This is a genomic window from Streptomyces sp. NPDC050564 (assembly GCF_044457265.1).
Classification (GTDB): domain Bacteria; phylum Actinomycetota; class Actinomycetes; order Streptomycetales; family Streptomycetaceae; genus Streptomyces.
In genome coordinates this window covers 1-22,853 of record NZ_JBITGS010000057.1, presented here as the reverse complement: position 1 = coordinate 22,853, position 22,853 = coordinate 1, and the positions used below count along the sequence as shown (strand labels likewise).

The following is a 22,853-nucleotide window of genomic DNA, read 5'->3' as shown; positions in this document are numbered from 1 at the left end:
GGAAGGCCGTCGGCCAGGGCGAGGGTCTGGGCCGGGCGTGACTGAGAGGCGGCCGTCGGGGTCCGTAGCCATGATCGGCAGGTGCACGAAGACCGTATGGTCTTCGGCCGGTGGCTCCCAGCAGCTCACGTCGCCTCGGATGAGCACCGCCCGCACCTCTGCATACACCGGATGCGCCGGCAACCCGGGCTCGGAACGGCCGGCCGGCCGTTCCGGGCAAGGATGTCGACACATGACTCCCCCATCCCGTCGACCGGTACGCCGGCATCCAGGACGAATGAAGCGGCAGGGGCCCGTCCTACTCGTCCGCGACGCGTACGACGGCCAGCGTGACGTTGTCGGGGCCACCCGCCGCGATGGCGGCCTTCCCCAGCTCGAAGACCGCCATGCCGTCGTCGTGCTCCCGCATCACCTCATCGAGCACATCCGTTGTCACCGGGTCGGTCAGACCATCGGTGCAGATGAGGTAGCGGTCGCCGGACGAGAGGGACGCTGCGCTCACATGGGGGTGGATGGCGCGGTAGCCGGAGGTACCGCCCAGGCACTGGGTCACGAGGAACGTGGTGCGCTGCCCGGGTTCGAGCCGAGGGCTGTCGTCGACGCTCACCTGACGTAGCCCGTCGCGGGGGGCCGCGAAGACCCGGCTGTCGCCCACGTTGAACACCAGCAGCGAGCCGGGCTGTACGACGACGCCGGCGACCGTCGTCCCCATGGTGACGAGCCTGTTTCCCTCGTCGCCGCCGGCAGCCTCGTACACGGCACGGTTGCAGGCACTCAAGGCGTCACGGACGGCCTCCTCGCTACTCAGGGCGGGACCGATCGACGCGATCCGGCGCACGACCAGGGCGCTGGCCACGTCCCCACCGGGCTGCCCGCCGAGACCGTCGGCGACGGCGACGACGAGGGGCGGCCCGAGCGGGAAGACCAGGGTCTGCGGATTCGCCGTCACGGCGCCGCACAGAATCCACGGCCCGATGACGAGACTGTCCTCGTTCCGTTCGCGGCGCAGCCCGGGATGGCTGAGCGCACTCACCACGACGTAGGGCATGGAGCGCCACCGCCTTCCCGCACCGGGCACACCGCCAGAGGCCGGGCTTCCGCTCCAAGTCTAGGAACGGCGGCAGTCGGCCCACCAGTGCAGTTGTCCAGCAGGGGCCGTCCACGAGCTCGGCGCGTACTGAGAGTCGGATCCCTTGTGGTGCGTGTGTCGGACGCTGCGGTGCACGGCAGGGTTCCGTGCGACGGCCCTCAGGTACGACTCTCGGCGTGCCACTCGGCATTCGCGGGCTCTCCCCCGGGGCCAAACCGTCCAAGGCGGAGGAGGGTCTTCATTCAGGCCGTCCGGTGTTGTTTCGCGACTGCGGTTCTCCGTGGCTTCGGCGGTATTCGCCTGGGGGCATTCCGTAGCGTGTCTTGAAGGTCCGGCTGAAGGCGGTGGCATCGGAGAAACCGGCGCGGATCGCGATCTCGGCGACGCTCCGGCCGGCCAGACGCGGGTCGGCGAGGTCGGCCCGGCAGTGCTCCAGCCGTTGCTCGCGGATGAATTCGCCGACCGTCTTGCCGTTCTCCCGGAAGAGGTAGTGCAAGGCGCGCAGTGAGATGTGGTGGGCCGCGGCGACGGCCGTGGGGGTGAGCTCCGGCTCGCCGAGCCGGGCCCGGATGAAGGACTTGATCTGGTGTAGTTGTGCCACCCGCCGTGCCGCTTTGGTCTGCGGTCCGTCAGCGTCGCTCAGACTCGCCAGGAACGCGGTGGTCAGGTCGACCACGGCAGATGCCAGCCGGTGGGTCTGACCGGCCTCCAGCTTCGGCCCCTGTTCAACGAGTCCACCGAGCAACTGGCTCAGCAGGGCGCCGAACCCCGTCCGGGACGGCAGCGCGGTTGCCACCATCCGACGCAACGCCTGCTCCGGAACGGGTACCGTGCGCCGGGGCAGGTGCAGGACGATGGACTGGGCGAGGTCGTCGGTGGCGATCGATGCCCAGTACGGCTGAGAGGTGTCGTAGAGCACCAGGTCACCCGGGCGCGGGTTTACGTGGTTGCGGCCCTGCTCCCTCTGCATGGTCCCTTTGACGACCAGGGCCAGTACCCACAGTTCGGGGTCAGAACGCTGAATGAGGCGTCGCGAGCGTATTGACTGCATAGCAGGGAACGCGACGCTGGAGACACCGATCCCGTCGCCCAGCGACAAGAGCGTCGCCGAGGCTGGAAAGTCCGATACGTGCTCGGTGACGATGTCATGCGGTGCCATGTCGCGGGCCACCAGGTCGCAGAACCAGCTGAACCGCTCGGCTGCCGGCAGGTCCCGGCTGCAAAGCGTCATCACCCTATTAGTCCCACCATTAGTCCCATCCCGTCTTGGCAGCCGCCCCAGACAGACGGCGAGGCGCTGCTTCCACCCCACCTGCATAGTCCTGCACCGTAAACGGCCTGGGGAAGCGCCTTATGCGTCAAGGACAGCCGTGCCGAGTCCGATGGCCGCGGCGTTCGACGCCTCTCTCCGCCCCGTGTCGCTGGAGACTGACATCTGGTCGGCCACTCCGCGCACGAACCCGTCCAGCAGCGCCCGGCAATCGAAGCGCTCGGCCGTCGGCACGCCACGAATGCCGAGTTCGACCCCGATCACCCCCGCATACCGTGCGCGGATCATCAACAGTTCCTGCGCTGGCGATCAATGACCTGAAGAGTCACGGGCGGCGAGGATAGGGCCCGTCGACCACACCGGACGGACCGTGGTACGGAGCGGCCGCGGGCCGCCAGGCGGAGCCCGGGGATTTCAGGGGGAGGTCCCCCGGGCCCCGCCTGGCCCAGACCCTGTCTGGCCGAATCCGGGCCCGGTGCCGGCCGTTCCGGTGGTGTGCCGTCAATCACCGGGCCTCTTGGGGCTCGTGGCCCTCGGTGCCTCGTGCGGCGGAGAGGCTGCCACACAGCAGTCAGGTCGCTGGAGCGCAGACGCCGTCGACAATCAGGACACCTACTACGACGACCTGGCGGGCATCCTGGAGAAACGGGACCAGGAACTGCGGGTGCGGACCGTCCACGGTCCGAACGGTATGCGAACCGTGCTTACCTTCAAGGACACCACGGTGGACGCATCTTCCGGTTCGAAGCCTGAGCACGAAACCAGGGTCGAGGACTCCCAGGAGGCGCACTCCATCCCGCAGAGCCTCGGCTACATTCCGGCGATCGCCTTCGAGAAGCGGTGCCGTAACTAGGACTTCGAGGCCCACGGCCGGCAAATATTCTCCCTCTCCTTTTGGCAGTCCACGAAGTACGGCCTGCTCGTCACCGCAGCGACGGTGACCAGCCGTACCCACATCACTGCCAGGGACCAAAAGAACCTACTGAGTTCGCCGGTCCGGGAAGGCGCCGCTGATCCCCCCGATGTGGGTCAGGGCCTCGGTGGCGTGCTCGCGAGTGCCGCCCATTGAGGGGTCGGCGGCGAGGGCAGCGAACAGGGCGGCTCCCTCTTCGGCGTGCCCGGCCAGTCGGTACAGGATCCAAGCGGATTTCACTCTGGCATGGGGAACCGCCTTCCCTTCCAGCCGGTCCGCAAGCTCGCGCAGCTTCTTGATCACGGCCAGGGCGGCCAGCGGGCGGATCTCGCCCAGTTCTGTGACCGCATAGGTTCGCCGGGTTGGTGGTCGTGGCGGTTGGATGTGCGGTGACGTCAGATCCGATCGCTGGAGGCGCGGTGGCCGAGCCCTGTCCACGTGCACAGACGGACCGACCAGGAGGGCCAACGGCTGCAGCAGATCGTGCGCCGGGGCAGGACCAGTTCGGTGCGCTACCGGCGCGCGATGATGCCGCCGGCCTCGGCCGACGGGAACCGCGTCCCGGCGATCGCCCGGCTGGTACAGGCTGACAAGGACACCGTGCGCGATGTGATCCACCGCTTCAACGAGATCGGCCTGGCCTGCCTGAACCCTCAGTGGGCGGGAGGCCGTCCCTGCCAACTCAGCCCTGATGACGAGGACTTCCTCGTCCAGACGGCCACCACCCGCCCGGCCAAGCTCGGCCAGCCCTTCACCCGCAGGTCGATCCGCAAACAACGCCGTTTACTCCCCCCGTGGCGCTACCTTCCAGCGCACCAAGACGTGGAAGGAGTCGGTCGCGTCATCGGGCCACAGCGGTTGTTGCTGTTCGGCAGCAACGGCTCCGGCACTGCCCCTGGCTCCCCCCCTCACCGGTCAGATCCCTCAGCCGCCCACAGCGCCACGCTGGTCTGCCGCCCCGGCGTGGCCGGTACGGTGTCAGCGGCCCGGGGCTCGCTGCCTGACCTCCTGGAGGACCCATACGTTGCCGTCCGGGTCGCTGAAGGTGGCATAGGAGCCGTAGTCGGCACGGTCGGGGTGTGGGCCTGCCAACTGGCCGCTGCCCTCGACGTCATGGATGACCCCTTTGGCGTCGTGACTGTGAAAGAAGAGTCCTCCGGCGTCGTGGAATACCTCGCCCACCTCAATGCCGCGGCCGAGGAGATCCGCACGGGACTCTTCGATGTCGGAGACGATGAGATACAGGCCCTGAAGCGAGCCGGGCTCGGCGGAGGTCATGCCTTTGCCGAATATGATCGAACACTCGGAGCCTGGTGGCGTGAACTGCACGCCCCGGAAGGCCTCACCCGCGGAAACGTCGATGTCCAATCGGAATCCTGCCGTCTCGTAGAATTGCTTCGCTCGATCCACGTCGGATACGGGCAGTATGACGACTTCGAGTTTCAGCTCCATGAGTATTTCCTTTCTTCGCACACTGCCTGTGAATTTTCTGCATTGCGCAGGTGGCTTCGCGCAATTGTTGCCGTACGCCGATTCGCAGACCAGACGTCCCCTTCGAGTAGAAGCGCACCGCCGCGCTGCCTGTTGGCTCCGGCTTGTGTGTCGCCCTCTGCGCTGGCGTCCGCATGGAACGACACGTACATAACTCGGGCCCCAGTGCGCCGCCTTATGGGCGAAAGTGCTGTTGACGGAAAGCCGCGGTCTGGCGATGCCGGGAGTTCCGCCTCCCGTTGGGAGTCGCGATGGCCGACGCGAGGGGGCGCTGACAGGGGAGGAGGGGAGGCCAACGGCCGCGCTCAGGCGTCATGGAATGCGCTTGCGCATGACGCTCTTCCCGTCAAGGCGGAGATGTTCCTTTCGCATGTCAACTTACCGGTCTATGCGTTTTGGTGCGCGGCATGCCTCTCCTGTCCGCCACCAGATGCGCGGCCCGAGAAGCTCCCTCTTCTCATAGGGAGCAGCCCCGGCCTTTTGACCTGGGCATTCCGTGCGTTGCGCGAGCCGGGTAGGGGAAAATGGCGCGCATGTCCAGCCGCTCGGTATCGGCTTGCCGGAACGCCGGTGTGCACGTAGAGCGACGGGAGGAACGCGGCAGGTCAGGCGGAAGCAGGCTGCGAGGGCAAGGGGTCGGTGGTCGCTTGCTGGGACAGCGGGTGGCGTGCGCCAAGTCGAGGTCGGCAGCTTGCGGGGGCGGCCCCGTCCTACTCGCTGGGTTCACCGGGCTGTCCCTGAGGTGCACGCACTCACGAGGGTGTTCTGGACGGTTCCCTGATCCGCAGGTCGGATGGAGCCGGCAGCCGCGGCTCAGTGGCCGGCGCTCTGGCCACCGTCGACGTGGAGAATTTCGCCGGTGACGAACGGGGCGTTCTCGAGGTAGATCACCGCATCGACGACGTCACTCACCTCGCCCATGCGGCCGACCGGATGCAGGCTGGCGAGCGTCTCGTGGTAGCCCTCGGTCATCGGTGTCTTGATGGTGCCCAGAGCGAGGGCGTTGCTACGGATGCCGCGGGTGGCGTACTCGATGGCCAGAGCCTTCGTGGCGGACTGCAGGCCGCCCTTGGTCAGGGAGGCGAGTACGGAGAGCACGTTGGAGTTGGCATATTCGGCCAGGGTGCTCGTGATCTGCACGACGTGACCGCCGCCCTGGGTCAGCATCTGCTGGATCGCGAGCTGGGTGATCCGGAAGAAGCCGGTCAGGTTCACGCCGACCATGGCGTTGTACTGTTCCTCGGTGTACTCGGTGAACGCGTTCCCGATGTAGATCCCGGCGTTGTTGACCAGGGTGTCAATGCGGCCGAACCTCTCGATTCCTGCGGTGATGACGCGCTCAGCGGTGGCCCGATCGGCGATGTCACCCTGGACGGTGAGGACCTCCGCGTCTTGCGACTCGGTGATGGTGCGCGAGGTGGCGACGACGGCGTAGCCGAGTTTGCGATAGGCGGCGACAATGCCCGCTCCGATGCCCTGCGAAGCACCGGTAATGACCGCGACCTTCTGACTCTGACTGCTCATGATGACCTACTCCGCAGGAGATGGGATGGTCTGACCGATCACTAGCCGCCAGTCATCGGCAGTTCCCAGAGATAGTTGCGAATCGCCAGGTCAGTGCCTGTGTAGGCATTCTCTCATGTCATCGACGTGGGGGCCTCTCGCCGAGGATGATGCGGGGCCGCCGGCTGAGTTCCCGGGGCCGTGCAGTCGGCCGCCAGTGCTGTGACCGCATTGAGACGTTGCCATCTTGAAATGTGCTGGTCAGTGGGGCTGGTGTGAGCCGGGGGTGGGGTGCTCGTGCTGGTCATCCGACTGATCGTGCTGGGATGATCGTCTGCCGCGTCGAGTCAGCGGCTCGTCTCCGCGTTCGTCAGGACGAGGAGGGCACGCATGAGGATGGTGGTGTGCTTCGCGTTCAGGCGGAGCTTGGTGAGTACGCGCCAGTTCTTCAGGTCGGCGAAGCCGTGCTCGTTCGCCGCGCGTTCCCGGCTGACCAGCCGGTTCGCCTGCTTCTCGGCGGCGGTCAGCGGCTTGTTCCGCGACGCCTGCGCTACCGCGCACCTCGGTCGGCTGTGTCGCGGGGAGACGGTCAGCGGGAGGTGAGGGGGGTTTCGGACTCAACGCGGGTGAGTTTTTCGGGGTTGCGGACGTAGTAGAGGCCGGTGACGCGGGCGTTCTCCACGCGGAAGGCCAGCACGCCGTCGATCACGCCGTCCACGCGCAGGATGAGTCCGGGGTTGCCGTTGACCGTCGTGGGCTCGCTGGTGAACGTGCCGCCGGCCTTGTCGACACTGCCGGCCATGTAACGGAGCACCTTGTCGGCGCCGACGACCGGCCGCAGGGCCGCCAGCTTGAGGCCGCCGCCGTCGCTGACGAAAACAACGTCCGGGGCGAGTACGTCGAGCAGTCCCTGCAGGTCCCCGGTCTCGAGCGCGGACTGGAACGAATTCAACGCTGCCCGGGTTTCTTCCGGGGAAACCGATGTGCGGGGCCGGCGGGCGTCGACGTGCTGGCGGGCGCGGTAGGCGATCTGGCGTGCGGCGGCGGGGCTTTTGTCGATCGCGGCCGCGATGTCCTCGTAGCCGAAGTCGAAGACCTCGCGCAGCACGAAGACGGCGCGCTCGGTCGGTGAGAGGGTTTCGAGGATGAGCATGAGCGCCAGCGACAGGTTCTCGGACAGTTCGACGTCCTCGGCCACGTCCGGCGCGGTGAGCAGGGGCTCGGGCAGCCAGGGGCCGACGTAGGCCTCCTTGCGCCGGTTGAGGGTACGGAGCCGGTTGAGGGCCTGTCGGGTCGTGATCCGTACCAGGTAGGCGCGCTGGTCCCGCACCTGCTCCAGGTCGGCCTTGACCCACCGTAGCCAGGCTTCCTGGAGGACGTCCTCTGCGTCCACCGCCGATCCGAGCATCTCGTAGGCGACGGTGAACAGCAGGTTGCGGTGGGCGACGAAGGCCTCGGTCGCGGGGTCGGTGACGGGGTCGTTCATGTCGTGCACTTCACTCTCTCGTGGTTGGCCCCGCATGCCGGAAACCGGCCGTGGAAATGTACCCGCTCCGATGACGGGGTTGTCGGCAGCAGCCGTCCCACTGATCAGGCCACGCGGGGTGGGCGGGCGGGTGGGCTGGCGCCCCGGCGCCCGGCCATGGCATACGGGACCGCGGCGTTTGGTGCTCGTCCCTCCGGCTCCGTCCCTCTTGGGCCGGACCGGTCGGTCCGGCCCAAGAGGGACTTGGCGGCTAGGCCGCGCGTCGGGTGCCGGGCGGCGTCATGGGGTGTTCCGGCTGAGACGTTTCCTGGCGGTCGGTGCTGTCGCCGTGGGCTCCGCGGGAACTGGCCTTGCGTGCCCCGGACACCAACTTGTTGAGGGTGAACCGGCAGGCGATCTCCTTGACGCCGGCACCGGTCCGCCCGCTGATGCGGAGCGCGTTCACCCTGTCGTTCGGGTAGGAGAACTGGGTGACGCCTTCGTTCCGGCCGAGGCTGAGGCACTGCCCGGCGAAGAACATCCGGACGGGAGCGGGGGTCTTCCCCGCGATCCGGCGCAGGATCGTGTCGGCGGCCGCCGGGCCCAGCTGCACGGCGGCCTGGCAGCTCATCCGGAAGGGGTGGTCCGGCATCACCCCCGCGTCCCCGGCGGCGACGATGCGCTCGTCGTCCACGCTGGTCAGCGTCGTGTCGGTGACCAGCCGGCCTTCGGCGTCGGTGCGCAGCCCGCTGCGGGCGGCCAGGTCCGGGACGCGGAATCCTGCGGTCCAGATCGTCACCGCGCTGGGCAGCGAGCGGCCGTCGTCGAGCCGTACGGCGTCGCCTGTCACTTCCGTCACCCGCGCGCGGGGGCCTTCGAGGACGGTCACCCCCAGCTTGGCGAGCCGGCGGGCGACCGGGCGGCGGACCCGGGCATGCAGGGAGGGGCCGAGCACGCGGCCGCAGACCAGGGTGACCTTGCGGCCCGCTTCCGCCAGCTCGGCGGCGGTCTCCAGGCCGGTCGGGCCGGCCCCGACCACGGTCACCGGAGCCGACGCGGACGTCGTATCCAGCGCCGACCGCAGTCGTTCCACCCCCTCCAGGGTCGACACCCAGTGAGCGAACTCCACCGCTCCGGGCACACCTGGATCGGCGGCGCCGCTGCCCACCGCGTAGACGAGGTAGTCGTAGGAGACCGTGCCACCGCCCGCCAGCGACACCCGGCGCCCGGCAGCGTCGATCCGGGTCGCGGTGTCCACCACCAGCCGGACATCCCCGCCCAGAACCTCACCGAAGCCCTCGATCGCGTCGTCGGAACCGGTCACGAGCTGGTGCAGGCGGATCCGCGAGACGAAGTCGGGACGCGGATTGACCAGAGTCACCGCCACACCATCGCGCCGCGCCAGGCTGTTGGCCGCCGTCACGCCCCCGTACCCGCCGCCGACGACGACTACCTCGACGTTCCCGTTCATCATGTCTCCTCGTGTTGTGGACCCGGCATGGAGACACCAGCCGCCCATCCGCTGTAACAGCCCGCGCATGAGACGTGGCGCACATCGGACGCGGCGGAAACGCCGCCCCTTCCGCCGCAAGTGGTGTAACGCAGCCCTGACGAGGTCGGGCAGGGGCCGGGGGTCTCGCAGTAGCGGGCGAGTGGGGCCCAGCTCGCTGTATTCGGCCTGACACGGCTCGGTGGTGGCCGCGCGGGCGACATTCATGGAGCCGAGGGGCACGACGTGGTGCCGGCCCCGTTCCCTCAGTGTCCGGCCAGGAGCCATGCCTCCGACGTCGGTGAGGTCCACATCCGGCAGGTATGAGACGGCAGAATCGCCGCCCTGGAGTGCCACGTCGCCACCTCCCCCCTGCTTGCGTCGGTGACGCCCGAGCAGTGGGGCGTGGTCGCCCAATGCAACGGAAAACCGTGGCCCCTGGAGCAGGAGGCACCACCTACTCGGGGGCCACGGGCCGTTCACCGGCACATGGTTGCTACAAGCCACTGCCGCCGACCGGCTCTGCCACAACCGAGCAGCGTCGCGGCGGAAAAGGGGCTCACCGCATTCGCTGGAAGACACCGCGAACGGCCGCCGGAAAGCCGAGCGGCGGCCGTTCTGCGTCAGTCGGCATCAGCGTCGCAGGGCCAGGTCGTTGCGAGCCAGCTTGACCGCGGCAAGAAACGCGGCGACCACCATGCCGAACAGGTTGATCGTCATCATCGTCTCGTTGATCGCATGCCCGCTCCAGCTGACCGAGGCCCCGTCCTTGACCATGTCACCGGAGGCGCCGATGAAGTAGGGAACCGAGCTCAGCCCCAGCGCCCCGTAGAAGAGCACGTTCTGCGCCAACACCCCCCGCCCCTCGGTCCGCACCGACACCGAGGTCGACGCCGGCTGACGCTTCATCAAATACAGTGCGAAGATCTGGAAGTAGAGATAGGTGACAAACCACCAGCCCAAATAGTTGGTGTAGGGCACCCCGAACACCCCGCCCCCATCTTCCCAGACCCAGACCCGCTTCACGGTGGCGGCGATCGAGTCGACGCCGAGGTCGAACATGGTCATCAGTGCCGCGGCCAGCATCGGCAGTGCCACCACCTCGACCCGGCCGGCGACCGACCCGGACGAGCCGCCCAGACAGCTGTCCGCCTCGTCGAGCAAGGTGTTGGCCACCTGCCAGCAGACGTAGCCCAGACCGAAGTAGATCGGTCCGATCTCGATGGGCACATGAATCAGCTGCGGATGGCCCGTGTAGTGGTATTGGCCGAAGGGGAACCCGGTGGAAACGCTGAGGTTCTCGAAGAAGTTGCTCACCACCAGGGTCACGATCAGAAAGAACAGTAGCGTCCGCCACCCGTATCTCCGCACCCCATGGATCAGCGCGAACGGGACCGACAGCAGCAGCATCGGCACCGCGATGTGCGTCCCGGTCAACGGTACGGTGAGGCCCACTACTGCGGCGGCGGCTGCCAGCAGCCAGAGGACGCGGTTCCATGGGTTCATTCCTGCCGGCCCGCCGTCACTCCCCCATCCCCGCCGCCAGCAACCACCGCGCTCGGCGTTCCCGCTCATCATCTCTCCCCATGCCGTGGACTCGGCATCAAGACACCAGCCACTCCTCTGCCGTAACAGCCCGCGGATGAGACGTAGCGCACACCGGACACAACGGAACGCCGTCCCTTTCCTCGGGCGGCAGTTGGGCATGAGTGCTCAGACGGTCATCAGAGGGCACCGCCGACAGGCCGCAGGGGCGGCCTGCTTGAGGCCACCGCCGTAGCCGGCGGAGCTGAACAAACTGGATGAAGGCCGACGGCTCGCCGGCACGCGAGCCTGCTCACGGATGCTCCGACACCGCAGGCTGTGCCGGGGGCTTCAATCTTCCGCTCGGGCTACTGGCAGGTCGAGGCGGTGCTCGCGAAGCTGAAGCGGCTCGCAGAGCGAGGCTGGCTGCACCGCACCCCGGCGGGTCGCTATACCAGCCGGACGGATCGGTAACCGTGGCCGGATCACGGCGTAACCGGTGGACCCCCGACCGAAGTTGGGACGTCCATGTCGAAGAACTCCCAGTCGGTCGAGGGCCCGGACACGCTCGTCTAGGACCGACGAGCAGGGCAACCTGTTGTGGATCTCGGCGGCCCGGCCGGGCCGCTCCTCGGAGATCACTACCGCCCGCTACAACCGAATCTGCGCCAGGCTGCGCGAGGCCGGTCTGGGCGCACTGGCCGACCTGGGCTTCGTCGGGCTGGATGACGACCCGGACAACCCGTGGTCATCACCGGCCGCAAGGCGTCGCGGAACAAGCCGCTGACCGCCGCCGAGAAGCAGGCGAACCGGCTCAGCCGGGAACGCGCGGCGAACGAGTACGGCTTCGCCGACCTGAAGAACTGGCGCGTACTCACCAAGCTCCGCCTGAACGCGAAGCACGCCACCATCCTCATGCGTGCCCTCCTCGTCCTGACGAACGCGGAGACGAGCCGCTGACTCGACGCGGCAGACGATCATCCCAGCACGATCAGTCGGATGACCAGCACGAGCACCCCACCCCCGGCTCACACCAGCCCCACTGACCAGCACATTTCAAGATGGCAACGTCTCATTGGTTCGCCGGGTTGTGTTCAGGCCGCGGCGGCGGCGCGAGGGCCTACGGCGCGAGATCGGCGACGGCACCATCCCTCTGAGTGATCCCACGGAGTCGTCCGGCGTCCTGGAAGCCCTCAGCCTGGTGCTCACTCGAGCCCCGAACCAACGTCCCAACGCCGCGGAGCTGCTGAGACTCTGAAGCACCAGGCCAACGCTGATTGGAACGACCACCACCCCATGCATGCGTCCCCAACCGGTTGCAAAGAGTAAGTCAAGCGGCCGATCCCCCATTGAAGCTAGATCACGTTGGCACCTTGCCATGGGAACGGACGGGAACGGTAGTTGTGGACCCGGGTCGCACACTTCAACTCAACTCCGCGTCCGAAGAGCTGGAGGACGAATGTGCCCCGCTTCATGGCCGTCATCAGCATCGCCTGCGCCCTCATCTGTTATCGCCGCCTCGTCAAGCGAGACGGGCTGCAGAGGTGCTGGCAGACGAAGTCGCGCCAGAGGGTGATGGCGATGGGCTTGGTCTCGGTGTGGGTACCGGTGTAGCCGGCCAGTTGTTTGTCCCGCGATCCGAGTGCGTCGAAGAGGCCCAATTGGCCGTCCCTGGGGAAGACCTCGTCCTGCCACTGGATGTGGAACAGGGCTGGGGAGGTAATCCGTTGAGCGTCTGCAGCAATACCTTCCGGCACGTCCAAGCCTTTGTGCAGGGCTGGTCCTTGCCGGAGGTCGAACTCACCGAGGACCACACAACGGAGTTGGTCGCCCAGGGCAGCCGCCAGGGGAATGCCGAACCGCGTACCCATAGACATGCCCAAGTAGGCGAGGTTGTCACCGTCCACGACGCCCAAGACCCGGAGGGCGTCAACGGACGCCCGCCAGTCGTCCACCATGCGATCGAGAACGAGGTCGATCCCCTCAGCGGCGATGCGGACCTGGTACTCCGCGCCTGGCAGCGGGCTGGGGACCCGACCCCCGTGGTATGGCCCGTCGATCGCGAGTGCGGCAAAGCCACGGGATGCGAACCAGCGGGCCAAGCCGCCGATCCGCTCGCTTCTCTTGTGTCCGCTACCCCCGTGCCCCAGCAGGACCAGGGGAGGAGGTGTTGACTTCTCCCCCTCGTGAACGAGGGGGATTCTCACGGCTCGTGCTGTGAGGGTTTCTGTTTCACCGCCGACTGCCCGCCCGGAGTACTGTAAGTGCAGGGCACAGCCATGTGTTGGTGGCAGCAAGCAGCGCGGTCTCGTAGTAGCGGAGGTTGAGTTTGTTCTGGAGGCCGGCCAAACACTCGCTGGTGATGTCAGGGTCTGCAGCGCACGCGGCGCACCAAGTCTTGGGCGGCCTCCGGCCACTGGGCATGGTCGAAGTCGAAGCCCGCTTCGAGCAGGCGGCTGGGGACGACGCGGCGACTCTTCAACAGCAGCTCGGTGTCCGAGCGCAGCGCGAACGCACCGATTTCCGCCATCCATTTCGTTGCGGGCAGGCCAACGGGAACACCCCACGAGGCGCGCAGCGCGCGCATGAACGCGCGCTGCGGCAAGGGAAGGGGAGCGGCGAGGTTCACCGGCCCGGCGAGGTCCTCCCGGGCGACCAGGAATTCGACTGCGCGGACAAAGTCGCGGTCGTGGATCCAGGACACGTACTGCGCACCGCCCGCGACCGGACCGCCGAGGCCAAGTCGCGCCAGCCGCAGCAACACATCGAAGACGCCGCCGCGATCGGGGCTCATCACCATGGCAGAACGCAGGGCGACCTTGCGGGTGTACGGGGTTTCGGCGCGCTCTTGCGCCAGTTCCCAGGCTTTGGCGATCTCGACGCTGTAGGCCCAATAGCCCGGGGCGCCGGGTTCAGTGCCGCCGAGCACGCCGGTCGCCTCGTCGTGGGGTGCATCGAAGCGGTGTGCGTAGACGGTTGCAGTGCTCATCTGCAGCCAGATTCGTGGAGGCCGCGCGGCGGCTGTGATCGCTTGGCCCACCACTTGGGCGGAGTGCACGCGTGAATCCATCATGGCCTGTAGGTTGGCCGCGCTGTACCGGCAACTGACGCTGCGTCCGGCCAGATTGATCACGACGTCACTACCGTCGATCACCTCAGCCCAGGGGCCCAGAGTCGCTCCGTCCCAGCCGACTTCGCGGTCGCGCACCGGTCGTCTCGTCACAACCACGACTTCATGGCCTGCGGCGGTCAGCGCGCGGTTCAAGATCGCGCCCACCTGCCCAGTTCCTCCGGGTATCACTATCTTCATCGAGCTCCCCCTTGGGCATGTGGAGCGAGCCTAACGCATAATTGAACGCGTTCAAGAGTGAGCGGTGTGCAGGGGGCCAGGCGCCCGGCAAAGGTGCCGGTGGAGACGGGCTCGGGTTCCCAGCAAGGTGCAGATCCGTGCGAACCCACGGCCGAGCTCGGCCCTGATCGAAACTGTCCAAGTGCTGTCCCGCAACTACTGGTCGGAATCTCGACTGGATACCTGGTCTGTTCGTCACCCTGAGGTTGTTCGCCACGAGCCGGGGACTCCGGCCGAGCGCGTCTGCGCTGACGCCGCTACCCCTCGGACACCACCGCCGCTGGGCCGACGCTGATCGAGCCCCTACTACCGGTCCCGGCCTGTCAGACCAAGAAAGGAGGCAGGCCGGAAACCCACCCACGACGGGAGACCGTGAATGCGATCCGCTACGTGGTGGACACCGACTGCAACTGGAGGACCCTCCCGCGCGACTTTCCGCCCTGGTCCACGGTCGACAAGCTCTTCGCGCGCTGGGCGACGGCCGGAGTCGTCCGTCCTGCGCGACGAGTTCCGTCGCAAGATCCGCGCTACAGTCGGCAAGACGCCGCAGGCCTTGGCTGTGATCATCGGCTGTCAGTGGGTGGAAGCCGCCGAGACCATCGGCCGCGAAAGCCGCGGCTACGCCCCGGCGAAGAAAATCAACGGCCGCAAGCGCCACCGCGTGGTCAACACCCGCGGATTACCTCTGCTGATCATGGTCCCCCCGCCGACCTGACCGACCGCGACGCTGCAAAGAAGTTCCCCTTCCGCCTCCGGCTCATGTACCCGGAGATCACCGTGGTCTGGGCCGACTCCGCATACGCCGGCCAGCTGATCGAGTGGGCGAAGAAGACCTTTGAAGCTGACGATCAAGGCCGTCTCCCGGCCTCCGGGCCACCCTGGCCTCGTCGTGCTGCCCCGCTGCTGAATCGTGGAACGGTCCCTGTCGTGGATCATGCGAGCGGCGCAAGGTCAGAGACTATGAACGACTGCTCCAGCACTCGGACGCGCACATCACCTGGCCGCGATCACTCTGATGACCAGACGACTCACCCGGCGGTCAGTGCCGGGATCCCAGCTTGGGTAGGGCCAGCGAGCCGCTGCTTGACCTGCGCAGATACAGCCCACGCTGTGGCCCTGCACTGATGTCTTGATCTGCCCCTCTGGTGGGCCGGACGCTGGATTGCTCGTAGATTGGAAGTACAGGCGGTCATGCTCGCGAGCCACGGAGCGCGTGATGACAGCGGACATCGATTTCACGGCGTTCTTCGAGGTCACACCAAGCCCGTACCTGGTGCTGGACACGGACCTGGTGATCCGCTACGTCAACGTGGCATACCTTCAGACCACCGGGCGGACCAGAGACGAGCTGATCGGGAAGTACTTCTTCGACGCCCTGCCGGAAAACCCCGACGCCCCCGACGAACATTCTGGGCACAACGTGAAGACGTCACTGCGCCGAGTTCTGGACACCGGGAAACCGGACACCCTGGTGCTGCAGCGCTACGACATCCCCGCCCCCAACCTGCCGGGCAGGTTCGAGGAGCGATGGTGGTCGGAGATCCACACCCCGCTTCCCGGTCAGGACGGCGCAGTGAAGTGGATCGTCCAACGAGCCGAGGACGTCACCGCCTTCGTCCACTCACGAAGGGTGCGCGAACTCACCGAGGAGTTCACCGAACGGGAAAAGGGCATGGCCGCCGAGCTCTACGTGCGGGCCCGCGAGCTGCACCGGCTCAACCAGGAACTGCGCCAGGCCCACGCCCGCGAACGCCAGATAGCCATCGCCCTGCAGGAAGCCATGCTCCAGTCCCCCGACCTGATCCAGCACCTCGACAACATCGCCGTCCGGTACCTGCCCGCGACGAAAACACTCAACGTATGCGGCGACTGGTACGACGTCGTCGACCTGCCACCCGACCGCTACGCCGCGGCGGTCGGAGACGTCGTCGGCCACGGCCTGCAGGCCGCGGCCGTCATGGGTATGCTCCGCAGCGCCCTGAGCGCAGCCATCCGAGCCATCCCCAGCCCCGCCCAGGCCCTGGAAGTCCTCGGTCTGTACGCCCGCTCCGTCGAAGGCGCGACGGCCGCAACCGCGGTCAAGGTACTCATCGACACCCGCAGCAGATTGATCATCTACAGCAACGCAGGGCACCCACCCCCGGTCCTGCTCCACCCCGACGGGACCTGCGAACTGCTGGACCAGGCCACCGATCCGCCGCTCGGCGCCCGCCCTTACCACGTCCCCCGCCCCCAGGCCGGCCTGCCCTACACCCGAGGGGACACTCTCGTGCTGTACACCGACGGTCTCATCGAGCGCCGCGACGAGGACATCGACGCCGGCCTGGCACGTCTGACCAAAGCCCTGGCGCAGAACAGCACCCTCGCCCCCGATCAGCTGGCCGACACGCTGCTGGCCAGCCTCAACCTCGCTGGCGGCGCCCCTGACGACATCGCCCTCATCATCATCCGCCTATAGCGCGGCCTCGCGACTGCTCGCGGCGCTGCAACTCCCGTGACTGCGCCAAGAGTTGGAACACCGGCCGGACGGCCCTGTCCATGGGGCGAATTCGGGAACCCGAAGTGATCGCACCTTCTTGCCCCCGACAGAACAGGGCGTGTCCGTAGCCGAGGTTGTCCAGCGCCACGGTCTCGAAGCCGCGCTGGGCCAGCGGGGCGCCCAGGATACGGGACATCTGATGCCCGTTGTCCCCACGCCGTGGTGCAGGACGGCATTCGCCTTCGCCGCCGGGTTCACATAGCAGTCGAGGTGGAAGCGGGCGAGACGTGCTTGAAGGAAGCCGCTGCCGGCCTGCCGAGCGACTGGCTCGCTTCGTGCACGAGCTGCCATCCGTTGAGCGCGTCCAGCAAGTTTATGAGGGATGGTTGTCCGTGCAGCACCCGAACCGGCCATCGGTGGGGTGTCACCGGCGCGGCAGGTGCCGCTGCCTGGTGCGGGTTGGTTCCGTAGCGCAGTTCCACGTCCTGGCCTCCTCAGCGGGGCATCGCTGACGGAGGCGCCCAGGCGGTCGACGCCCGCATCGGAACCTGGCCGCTCCCCGGTGGTGGTCCACCCTCGCCAGTTGCGGCCGGGCCCAACTCTATCGGCAGGCAGTACGGCGTGACTGCTCAGGCTGCAGATGCGTTGGCTCGTCCGCCCCAGCCGACGCCCTTCTCGCTTCGTATGCGGGCACGTTGCTTGCGTTGGGCCGCCAGGACGTCGAGGTGGCGGGCGTTGGCGTTGCGCCCGGCGCAGGTAGGCATGCAGGGCGCGAGTCTGCACGGTGTGGTTGGGGTGGTTCGAGTTGGTGACGGTGAATTGCCTCGGCGGTCCGACGTGGGCTTCGATGGGGTTGGCCCACGAGGCGTAAGTTGGGGTGAAGCACAGTTCGACCCGGTGCCTTGTGGCCCAGCGGCGGATGTCGGTGCCCTTGTGGGCGCACAGGTTGACCAGGATGACGTAGATCGGTGCGCCGTCGGGTCGAGCAGCGCGGATCGGCTTCAGGGCGGCCAGGGTGTTCGCGGCGTCCTTCTTGCGGCGGTTGACGCCCCACAGGCGGTCGTCGCCGACCGAGTAACAACCGTGGAAGTAGCGCACCCCGTGAGTGCGGTGGCAGGTGGCGGTCATCCGGTCAGGGGCTCCCTGTGCGGCCCAGCCCGCGCCGGCGGTGGGCCTCATCTCGAGCGGTCCGAAATCGTCGAACGCGAAGACCCGAGTCGGAAGCTATGCAGGAGCTCCTCGATCCGGTCCAGCTTTGCCTCGCGGTTGGGGTCCGAGGACTCCTTCCACGTCTTCGTCCGTGGGCAGGTGACGCCGCGGCGGCCCCGTAGACGCCGGCGTCTTTGTGCGAGCGCAGCGCTGCCTCTGACGGCCCGGGCGTGGCCGGTCGGTGACCGGGGCGGGCCCGCAGCAGGCTGGGGCGGGCACGGAGTCGGCAGGAGCTGTGTCAGCGTGCGGGGACGGGCAGGAGGCGGTAGGCGTCCTGGTGTGTGATCACGCGGCCGGCGGTGGGCGGCGCGAAGTGGGTGCCGAGGACGAGGGTGTTGGTACTGGCGAGCGAGGCAAGCAGTCGTCGGCGCGTGGCTTCGGACTGCTGCGGGTCGATGTCGACGCGGGAGCCGATGGCGGGGTGGGCAAGCTGGACCGGGTGGTGGATGCAGTCCCCGGTAATCAGCGCCGCCTCCCCCTGGCTGGTGAGCTCGACGGCGATATGGCCGGGGGTGTGACCGGGCGTGGGCAGCAGCCGCAGGCCCGGCGCGATCACCGCACCCTCGGCCGGGACGTCGACGAGGTCCAGCAGGCCTGCCTGCTCGACCGGTAGGACCGAGTCGCGAAACATCTCCTTGCGGGCCTCCTCCATGTCGTAGCCGGCCCAGAACTCCCGCTCGCTGCGGGAGGTGACGTAGCGGGCGTGGGGAAAGGTGGGGATCCACTGGGCGTCCACCTCCTGAGTGTTCCAGCCGACGTGGTCGGCGTGGAGATGGGTGAGGATCACCAGGTCGACGGAGTCCGGCGGGAAGCCGGCGACGGTGAGGCGCTCCAGGAAGTCGGTCTCCAGATTGTGCCAGGCCGGGTTGGCCCGCTGCTTGCCGTTGCCGATACCGGTGTCGACGAGGACGCGCAGCCCGCCGACGACGAACGCGAAGGTGTGGCTGTCGATGTGCAGGGTGCCTTCGTCGTCGGCGAAGTGGGGGCGCAGCCAGTCCTGTCCGGCCACAACCTCGGGAGTGGCCTCGGGCAGGAGCCATGGTCCGGTCGCCGGCGGAAGGAGGATCTCGCCGACACGGTGGACATTGACGTCGCCCACGGCCCAGGAAGGGACGGGGGGAGCGGGGGAAGTCTGCATAGCCTCGTTTCCTTTGCTCTCTTCAGCGGAGATGGTCGTCTGCGCGGTGGGTTGCCGCGCGCCGGGCTGCCGCTGCCGGCGACCGCCACGCCGCAGTCGCGGCGGTCGCCGACCACATCCACTCCGTCGTCGCGGGAACCGGGCTTCGGACAGACCCCGACCGCTGCGGCCCACGACGCGAGCGAGGACAAGAACGATGCAGCCGTTTGAACTGTCCCTCACAGCGGCCGTCGACGCGATCCAGGTGCGGAACAGCGGAAACCGATCGGATCGAGCGGGTGGAACCGCACGTCGGGGCTTACGGCAGGTCGCCGCGGAGCAGGTGCGCCCGTCCCGCGCTTCATCCGGACGGTCCCCGCAGCGCAGATCACAGCGGCCGTCGCGTGCCAGTCGGTGCGCGCGATATTCGCACAGGTGTCACCAATCGGGTCCAAGCAGCCCTCCTGGCCCGCGATCCATCGGCGCAGGCGAAGGAACGGATCACTCCGTCTTGCCGACGGCAGAACCGCTGATGGCGCGTGCGAAGCAGGTGTCGGCCGGCAGCGGCTGGTGCATGGGCATTTCGGTGCGCAGGATGTTGGCCGGCACCAGCGCGTCGCCGGGGCCGGACTTCTCGCGGGAGGCGCCGTACCGGTCGCGGTAACGGGCAGCGGCCATTGGATTGATCGCGAAGATATGCCGGCCCTGGTCGGGCAGGCGATCGCCGGACATGCCGACTTCAACGCCCAGTTTGTCACCGACCAGCTCCAGCAGATCTCTCTCGGCGAGTACGTCACCTCGTCCGACGTCGCCAGCTGACCGGGCAGCTCCCCTTGGCCCTGGCCAACGTCGCCGCCCGCGCGGGGTCGACGTGTCGGAGAACTGGCAGTCGGAGTACCTGAGTTCTTCCCCTACGCCGGCGTGACCGTCTGGCTGTTGCAACGCGGTTCCCCGGAGACCAAGAAGCTGCACAAAGCCGGCACCGAGACGGACAAGGACCAGCTCGTCGGCGAGCCCGCCAAGGAGGGCTCGCCCCGGTGGGCCAGGGCTGGCGGATGGCGGGGCAGGGTTCGCACTCCCTGCTGCTGGTGATGGCCACGATCTTCCTGCTGTGCTGGCTGGTCCAGTCGATCACCGCTGTGGCCGCCTACAACGGACAGCGGCTACGGCAGCTGCAGGCCCCGCTGAGCTGGTTCGACTACCTGGGCGCGGCGGACTTCTGGAACCGCACCCTGCAGAACTGGCAGTCCGAACTGCCGGCCGCCGACTCCATGGCGATGCTCTCGATCTACCTGCGGCAACGCGGCTCCCCGGAGTCGAAGCCGGTGGGCGCGGCCCATGGCGTCACCGGCGTGGAAGGCTGAGAACCCAGAAGCTGAGTCCGCTATGTAACGAATTCACGTATGGATGGCTCCAGGCCGGATACCCGAGCGGAATGGTGCGCACAGTGAAACGGCATGGGCGGCACGGCGAGCGCTCCTCGGTCGGCGGTGAGGACGAGACCGTGCGGGCCCCGGACGCCGGGCCGGACGAGCAGGTGGAGCGGCAGGCTCCGGACAAGCCGACGGACCTGCCCAGACACTCCTGGGGAGCGGTCCTGAAAGGCACCCTGAAGGAGTTCAAGAAGGACGAGTTGGCTGACCGGGCCGCGGCGCTGACGTACTACGCGATCCTGGCGCTGTTCCCCGCACTGCTGGCACTGGTCTCGCTGCTGGGCGTCGTCGGGCAGTCGACGACGCAGGCGGTGCTGGACAACATCCAAAAGCTCGCTCCCGGCCCTGCGCAGGACGTCCTGCGCAGCGCCGTCCGGCAGATGCAGGGCAACGGCGGCCTTGGCTCGCTCATGGCGATCGTGGGCCTGGTGCTGGCGGTGTGGTCGGCGTCCGGTTATGTCGCCGCGTTCATCCGCAGCGCCAACGCGGTCTACGACGTCCCGGAGGGCCGTCCGGTGTGGAAGGTGCTGCCGGTGCGGGTCGGGGTGACTGTCGTGCTGATGGTCATGGCCGTGGTCAGCGCGCTGATCGTGGTGTTCACCGGGGTTCTGGCACGGGAGGCGGGCACCGCCCTCGGGGTCGGTGACGCGGCCCTGACGGCGTGGTCGATCGCGAAGTGGCCGGTGCTGGTGGTACTGGTCACGGTCATGATCGCGATCCTGTACTGGGCCACTCCGAACGCGCGCGTCCACGGCTTCCGCTGGATCACCCCGGGCAGCCTCCTCGCGCTGGCGATCTGGATGATCGCCTCCGCCGGGTTCGCGCTGTACGTGGCGGGCTTCGCCTCGTACAACAAGACCTACGGAGCGCTCGCGGGCGTGATCGTCTTCCTGGTATGGCTGTGGATCACCAACCTGGCGATCCTGCTCGGCCTGGAGTTCGACGCGGAACTGGTCCGCCAGCGCGCCATCGCCGGGGGCTACCCTGCCGACGACGAGCCCTACGTCCAGCCGCGCGACACCACGAAGTGGGACGAGGAGGACCGACGGCGTCTCGGACACTGAAGGCCGGTTCCTCAGGTTCGACCAATGGACGCGGAGGGGTCTGCGCGAAGAGGAACGCCGGGTGGCCAGGCGAGCGATCGTGTGGGGGTCGTCGTGGCTGCGGCTGTTCGCACCCGCGCTGGAGGAGGCGACCGAACACGCCAAGGTGAGGTGAGCGACCGCCGTGGCGAGGGCCGCGGGTGGCGGGGTCGTGCAGCCGCCGTCGCCGGAGTGGCATCGCCCATTCCGAGCCACCCTAGCTGCGCACGGGTCGGGGTCCGATGCCACTCGCGCTGATCACGGGCGCGGTCGCGCTGATAGCGGTCAGGCCGATTGCCATGGCAGTGGCTCTGATGGCGCAATGCGGACGTCGGCTGAGGCGGGGGGCCTCGAGGACCGGGGGGCGTGTCTCCCGTCTCGCGTTGTCAGGCCACACCCCGGAATAGCTGCGACATACACCTAATACGCACAGCGGGATAATTTTTCCCAACGTGGTGGCGCACAGGCACCGCCCCCGTCGAACAGGCAGGTCCGCCCATGGCGAAGAAACCCCACGCGTCCGAGCCGCCGCACGGTCAGGGCCCGAGCCGCCACCAGGGCACCGAACAGCACGGCTGGTCTCCCGACGTGGACGAGACACGCCAGCAGGACAACCCGAGCACCCATCGCTCGTTCCGGACCGCCGAGCACGGCGGCGGGAAGGGACCGGGACGGACGAAGTCCAAGGAAGAGACGAAGTCCGTACCGGGCGACACGGTGGAAAGCCACACCCAACGCGGCGAGGATTATGCCGGCGGGGACGAGAAAGGCCGCCGGGACACGGGGCGCAAGGGTCGCTCTCAGCGCCCCAGCGGCACCAAGGACGCCTCCGCGACGACCGGCGTGGATCCGCAAGACCCCTCCTCCGGGCGCCGCCCAGGCTAGGTGCCGAGACCCCGGCAGTCCGAGACCGCCAGGATGCCACAGGCCAGTTCGGTGGCACCCTGGTTCGGACGCGACTGCCCCGACACGCCACTTCGTCGAGCGCCTTCACTCGTCGCGCGCGCCATGACTTGCGCGTCGGACGCGGAAGCTCCTCCGAGCCCACCTCCGCCCCGAGTACTCGTGCAATCACACCCTTCCGGCCAACGCTCGCTTCGTGGACACGGCAGCTCTTTAGACGTCATCTCATTTGGATCGGTAGCCTGTCGGTCGTGGTTTCGATCGTAGAGCGGCTGGTGCCGGATGAGTTGTGGGAGCTGTTCCAGCGAGTGGTCCCAGAGGCTCCGTCGCGGCCTCAGGGCGGCGGCCGGCGCCGACACGGCGACCGGGAGGTGCTGGCGGCGATCGTGTTCGTGGCCACGTCGGGCTGCACGTGGCAGCAGCTGCCGTCCGCGTCGTTCGGGCCGTCGGGAGCGACGGCCCACCGGCGCTTTACCGAGTGGTCGAAGGCCAGGGTGTGGGCCAAGCTCCACCGCCTGGTCCTCGACGAGCTCGGC

General features: G+C 67.9%; 21 protein-coding genes, 5 pseudogenes and 1 riboswitch. Of the genes and pseudogenes, 10 read left to right on the top strand and 16 right to left on the bottom strand.

What is annotated here, in order from left to right:
- Positions 1-298: 298 nt before the first annotated feature.
- The 3 genes from ACIBK0_RS47055 to ACIBK0_RS47045 form a co-directional block, all read right to left on the bottom strand.
- Positions 299-1,048 (bottom strand): PP2C family protein-serine/threonine phosphatase, encoded by a 750-nt coding sequence (locus ACIBK0_RS47055; RefSeq protein ID WP_399095131.1) that lies wholly within the window; start codon positions 1,046-1,048, stop codon positions 299-301.
- Between the two features lie 280 nt (positions 1,049-1,328).
- Positions 1,329-2,402, bottom strand: coding sequence for a helix-turn-helix domain-containing protein (locus tag ACIBK0_RS47050; protein ID WP_399095128.1), 1,074 nt, complete (start codon positions 2,400-2,402; stop codon positions 1,329-1,331).
- A gap of 39 nt (positions 2,403-2,441) precedes the next feature.
- Positions 2,442-2,648: a hypothetical protein gene (locus tag ACIBK0_RS47045; protein WP_399095125.1), complete on the bottom strand. Its 207-nt coding sequence runs from the start codon at positions 2,646-2,648 to the stop codon at positions 2,442-2,444.
- Positions 2,649-2,886: 238 nt separating this feature from the next.
- Here ACIBK0_RS47045 and ACIBK0_RS47040 point away from each other — a divergent pair, with 238 nt between their 5' ends.
- Positions 2,887-3,213 carry a CYTH domain-containing protein gene (locus ACIBK0_RS47040; protein WP_399095200.1) on the top strand — a complete coding sequence of 109 codons (327 nt, stop codon included), beginning with the start codon at positions 2,887-2,889 and terminating at the stop codon, positions 3,211-3,213.
- Positions 3,214-3,339: 126 nt separating this feature from the next.
- Here ACIBK0_RS47040 and ACIBK0_RS47035 read toward each other — a convergent pair whose 3' ends face one another.
- Complete coding sequence (locus ACIBK0_RS47035; RefSeq protein WP_399095122.1) at positions 3,340-3,576, bottom strand: hypothetical protein; 237 nt, start codon at positions 3,574-3,576, stop codon at positions 3,340-3,342.
- A 222-nt stretch (positions 3,577-3,798) separates the two neighbouring features.
- Here ACIBK0_RS47035 and ACIBK0_RS47030 point away from each other — a divergent pair.
- Positions 3,799-4,108, top strand: a pseudogene (locus tag ACIBK0_RS47030) (transposase); the annotation flags it as partial.
- Positions 4,109-4,251: 143 nt separating this feature from the next.
- Here the strand turns inward: ACIBK0_RS47030 and ACIBK0_RS47025 are convergent.
- From ACIBK0_RS47025 to ACIBK0_RS47000, 6 genes are all read right to left on the bottom strand, one after another.
- Positions 4,252-4,725, bottom strand: coding sequence for a VOC family protein (locus ACIBK0_RS47025; protein WP_399095119.1), 474 nt, complete (start codon positions 4,723-4,725; stop codon positions 4,252-4,254).
- Positions 4,726-5,577: 852 nt separating this feature from the next.
- Positions 5,578-6,288: an SDR family NAD(P)-dependent oxidoreductase gene (locus tag ACIBK0_RS47020; RefSeq protein WP_399095116.1), complete on the bottom strand. Its 711-nt coding sequence runs from the start codon at positions 6,286-6,288 to the stop codon at positions 5,578-5,580.
- Positions 6,289-6,614: 326 nt separating this feature from the next.
- Positions 6,615-6,860: a transposase family protein gene (locus ACIBK0_RS47015; RefSeq protein WP_399095197.1), complete on the bottom strand. Its 246-nt coding sequence runs from the start codon at positions 6,858-6,860 to the stop codon at positions 6,615-6,617.
- Entirely contained in the window at positions 6,857-7,753 is an 897-nt protein-coding gene (locus ACIBK0_RS47010; RefSeq protein WP_399095113.1) for an RNA polymerase sigma-70 factor, read from the bottom strand. Before ACIBK0_RS47010 ends, ACIBK0_RS47015 begins: the two co-directional genes overlap by 4 nt.
- 250 nt (positions 7,754-8,003) lie before the next feature.
- Positions 8,004-9,203, bottom strand: a complete 1,200-nt coding sequence (locus ACIBK0_RS47005; RefSeq protein WP_399095194.1) for an NAD(P)/FAD-dependent oxidoreductase — start codon at positions 9,201-9,203, stop codon at positions 8,004-8,006.
- 651 nt (positions 9,204-9,854) lie between these two features.
- The gene (locus ACIBK0_RS47000) at positions 9,855-10,796 is read right to left on the bottom strand and encodes a carotenoid biosynthesis protein (RefSeq protein WP_399095110.1); all 942 of its coding nucleotides are present in this window, start codon (positions 10,794-10,796) and stop codon (positions 9,855-9,857) included.
- 693 nt (positions 10,797-11,489) lie between these two features.
- Between ACIBK0_RS47000 and ACIBK0_RS46995 the strand changes: the two genes are divergently transcribed.
- Positions 11,490-11,705: a hypothetical protein gene (locus ACIBK0_RS46995; RefSeq protein WP_399095107.1), complete on the top strand. Its 216-nt coding sequence runs from the start codon at positions 11,490-11,492 to the stop codon at positions 11,703-11,705.
- Positions 11,706-12,253: 548 nt separating this feature from the next.
- Here ACIBK0_RS46995 and ACIBK0_RS46990 read toward each other — a convergent pair.
- Both ACIBK0_RS46990 and ACIBK0_RS46985 read right to left on the bottom strand, forming a co-directional pair.
- Positions 12,254-12,952, bottom strand: a complete 699-nt coding sequence (locus tag ACIBK0_RS46990; protein ID WP_399095104.1) for a dienelactone hydrolase family protein — start codon at positions 12,950-12,952, stop codon at positions 12,254-12,256.
- Between the two features lie 158 nt (positions 12,953-13,110).
- A complete protein-coding gene (locus tag ACIBK0_RS46985; RefSeq protein ID WP_399095101.1) occupies positions 13,111-14,055 on the bottom strand; it encodes a DUF1731 domain-containing protein in 945 nt (314 codons plus the stop codon).
- Positions 14,056-14,385: 330 nt separating this feature from the next.
- Between ACIBK0_RS46985 and ACIBK0_RS46980 the strand changes: the two are divergent.
- Positions 14,386-15,145 (top strand): annotated as a pseudogene (locus tag ACIBK0_RS46980) (IS5 family transposase); the annotation flags it as partial.
- Positions 15,146-15,310: 165 nt separating this feature from the next.
- Entirely contained in the window at positions 15,311-16,552 is a 1,242-nt protein-coding gene (locus tag ACIBK0_RS46975; RefSeq protein ID WP_399095098.1) for a PP2C family protein-serine/threonine phosphatase, read from the top strand.
- 275 nt (positions 16,553-16,827) lie between these two features.
- Here the strand turns inward: ACIBK0_RS46975 and ACIBK0_RS46970 are convergent, their stop codons facing one another.
- From ACIBK0_RS46970 to ACIBK0_RS46955, 4 genes and pseudogenes are all read right to left on the bottom strand, one after another.
- Positions 16,828-17,001, bottom strand: a complete 174-nt coding sequence (locus tag ACIBK0_RS46970) for a hypothetical protein (RefSeq protein WP_399095191.1) — start codon at positions 16,999-17,001, stop codon at positions 16,828-16,830.
- An 84-nt stretch (positions 17,002-17,085) separates the two neighbouring features.
- A riboswitch (ZMP/ZTP riboswitch) is annotated at positions 17,086-17,170 on the bottom strand.
- A gap of 32 nt (positions 17,171-17,202) precedes the next feature.
- Positions 17,203-17,904 (bottom strand): annotated as a pseudogene (locus ACIBK0_RS46965) (transposase); the annotation flags it as partial.
- A 116-nt stretch (positions 17,905-18,020) separates the two neighbouring features.
- The gene (locus ACIBK0_RS46960) at positions 18,021-18,920 is read right to left on the bottom strand and encodes an MBL fold metallo-hydrolase (RefSeq protein ID WP_399095095.1); all 900 of its coding nucleotides are present in this window, start codon (positions 18,918-18,920) and stop codon (positions 18,021-18,023) included.
- A gap of 507 nt (positions 18,921-19,427) precedes the next feature.
- A pseudogene (locus ACIBK0_RS46955) lies at positions 19,428-19,601 on the bottom strand (IS110 family transposase); the annotation flags it as partial.
- Here ACIBK0_RS46955 and ACIBK0_RS46950 point away from each other — a divergent pair.
- The 5 genes and pseudogenes from ACIBK0_RS46950 to ACIBK0_RS46930 form a co-directional block, all read left to right on the top strand.
- Positions 19,596-19,718 (top strand): DUF6766 family protein, encoded by a 123-nt coding sequence (locus ACIBK0_RS46950; protein ID WP_399095209.1) that lies wholly within the window; start codon positions 19,596-19,598, stop codon positions 19,716-19,718. The pseudogene ACIBK0_RS46955 and the gene ACIBK0_RS46950 overlap by 6 nt on opposite strands.
- Before the next feature lie 102 nt (positions 19,719-19,820).
- Positions 19,821-20,263 (top strand): annotated as a pseudogene (locus ACIBK0_RS46945) (DUF6766 family protein).
- Between the two features lie 71 nt (positions 20,264-20,334).
- Positions 20,335-21,396 (top strand): YihY/virulence factor BrkB family protein, encoded by a 1,062-nt coding sequence (locus tag ACIBK0_RS46940; RefSeq protein WP_399095092.1) that lies wholly within the window; start codon positions 20,335-20,337, stop codon positions 21,394-21,396.
- A 516-nt stretch (positions 21,397-21,912) separates the two neighbouring features.
- On the top strand, positions 21,913-22,299 hold the full coding sequence (locus tag ACIBK0_RS46935; protein WP_399095089.1) for a hypothetical protein: 387 nt from the start codon (positions 21,913-21,915) through the stop codon (positions 22,297-22,299).
- A 269-nt stretch (positions 22,300-22,568) separates the two neighbouring features.
- A partial coding sequence (locus tag ACIBK0_RS46930) for a transposase (RefSeq protein WP_399095086.1) occupies positions 22,569-22,853 on the top strand: 285 nt, incomplete at its 3' end.

Excerpts from the sequence above, each read along its gene's own strand:
- ACIBK0_RS47055 (WP_399095131.1), bottom strand. The coding sequence starts at position 1,048 with ATGCCCTACGTCGTGGTGAGTGCGCTCAGCCATCCCGGGCTGCGCCGC.
- ACIBK0_RS47045 (WP_399095125.1), bottom strand. The coding sequence starts at position 2,648 with ATGATCCGCGCACGGTATGCGGGGGTGATCGGGGTCGAACTCGGCATT.
- ACIBK0_RS47025 (WP_399095119.1), bottom strand. The coding sequence starts at position 4,725 with ATGGAGCTGAAACTCGAAGTCGTCATACTGCCCGTATCCGACGTGGAT.
- ACIBK0_RS47020 (WP_399095116.1), bottom strand. The coding sequence starts at position 6,288 with ATGAGCAGTCAGAGTCAGAAGGTCGCGGTCATTACCGGTGCTTCGCAG.
- ACIBK0_RS47010 (WP_399095113.1), bottom strand. The coding sequence starts at position 7,753 with ATGAACGACCCCGTCACCGACCCCGCGACCGAGGCCTTCGTCGCCCAC.
- ACIBK0_RS47005 (WP_399095194.1), bottom strand. The coding sequence starts at position 9,203 with ATGAACGGGAACGTCGAGGTAGTCGTCGTCGGCGGCGGGTACGGGGGC.
- ACIBK0_RS47000 (WP_399095110.1), bottom strand. The coding sequence starts at position 10,796 with ATGAGCGGGAACGCCGAGCGCGGTGGTTGCTGGCGGCGGGGATGGGGG.
- ACIBK0_RS46985 (WP_399095101.1), bottom strand. The coding sequence starts at position 14,055 with ATGAAGATAGTGATACCCGGAGGAACTGGGCAGGTGGGCGCGATCTTG.
- ACIBK0_RS46975 (WP_399095098.1), top strand. The coding sequence starts at position 15,311 with ATGACAGCGGACATCGATTTCACGGCGTTCTTCGAGGTCACACCAAGC.
- ACIBK0_RS46960 (WP_399095095.1), bottom strand. The coding sequence starts at position 18,920 with ATGCAGACTTCCCCCGCTCCCCCCGTCCCTTCCTGGGCCGTGGGCGAC.
- ACIBK0_RS46950 (WP_399095209.1), top strand. The coding sequence starts at position 19,596 with ATGCCGGCCCTGGTCGGGCAGGCGATCGCCGGACATGCCGACTTCAAC.
- ACIBK0_RS46940 (WP_399095092.1), top strand. The coding sequence starts at position 20,335 with ATGGTGCGCACAGTGAAACGGCATGGGCGGCACGGCGAGCGCTCCTCG.
- ACIBK0_RS46935 (WP_399095089.1), top strand. The coding sequence starts at position 21,913 with ATGGCGAAGAAACCCCACGCGTCCGAGCCGCCGCACGGTCAGGGCCCG.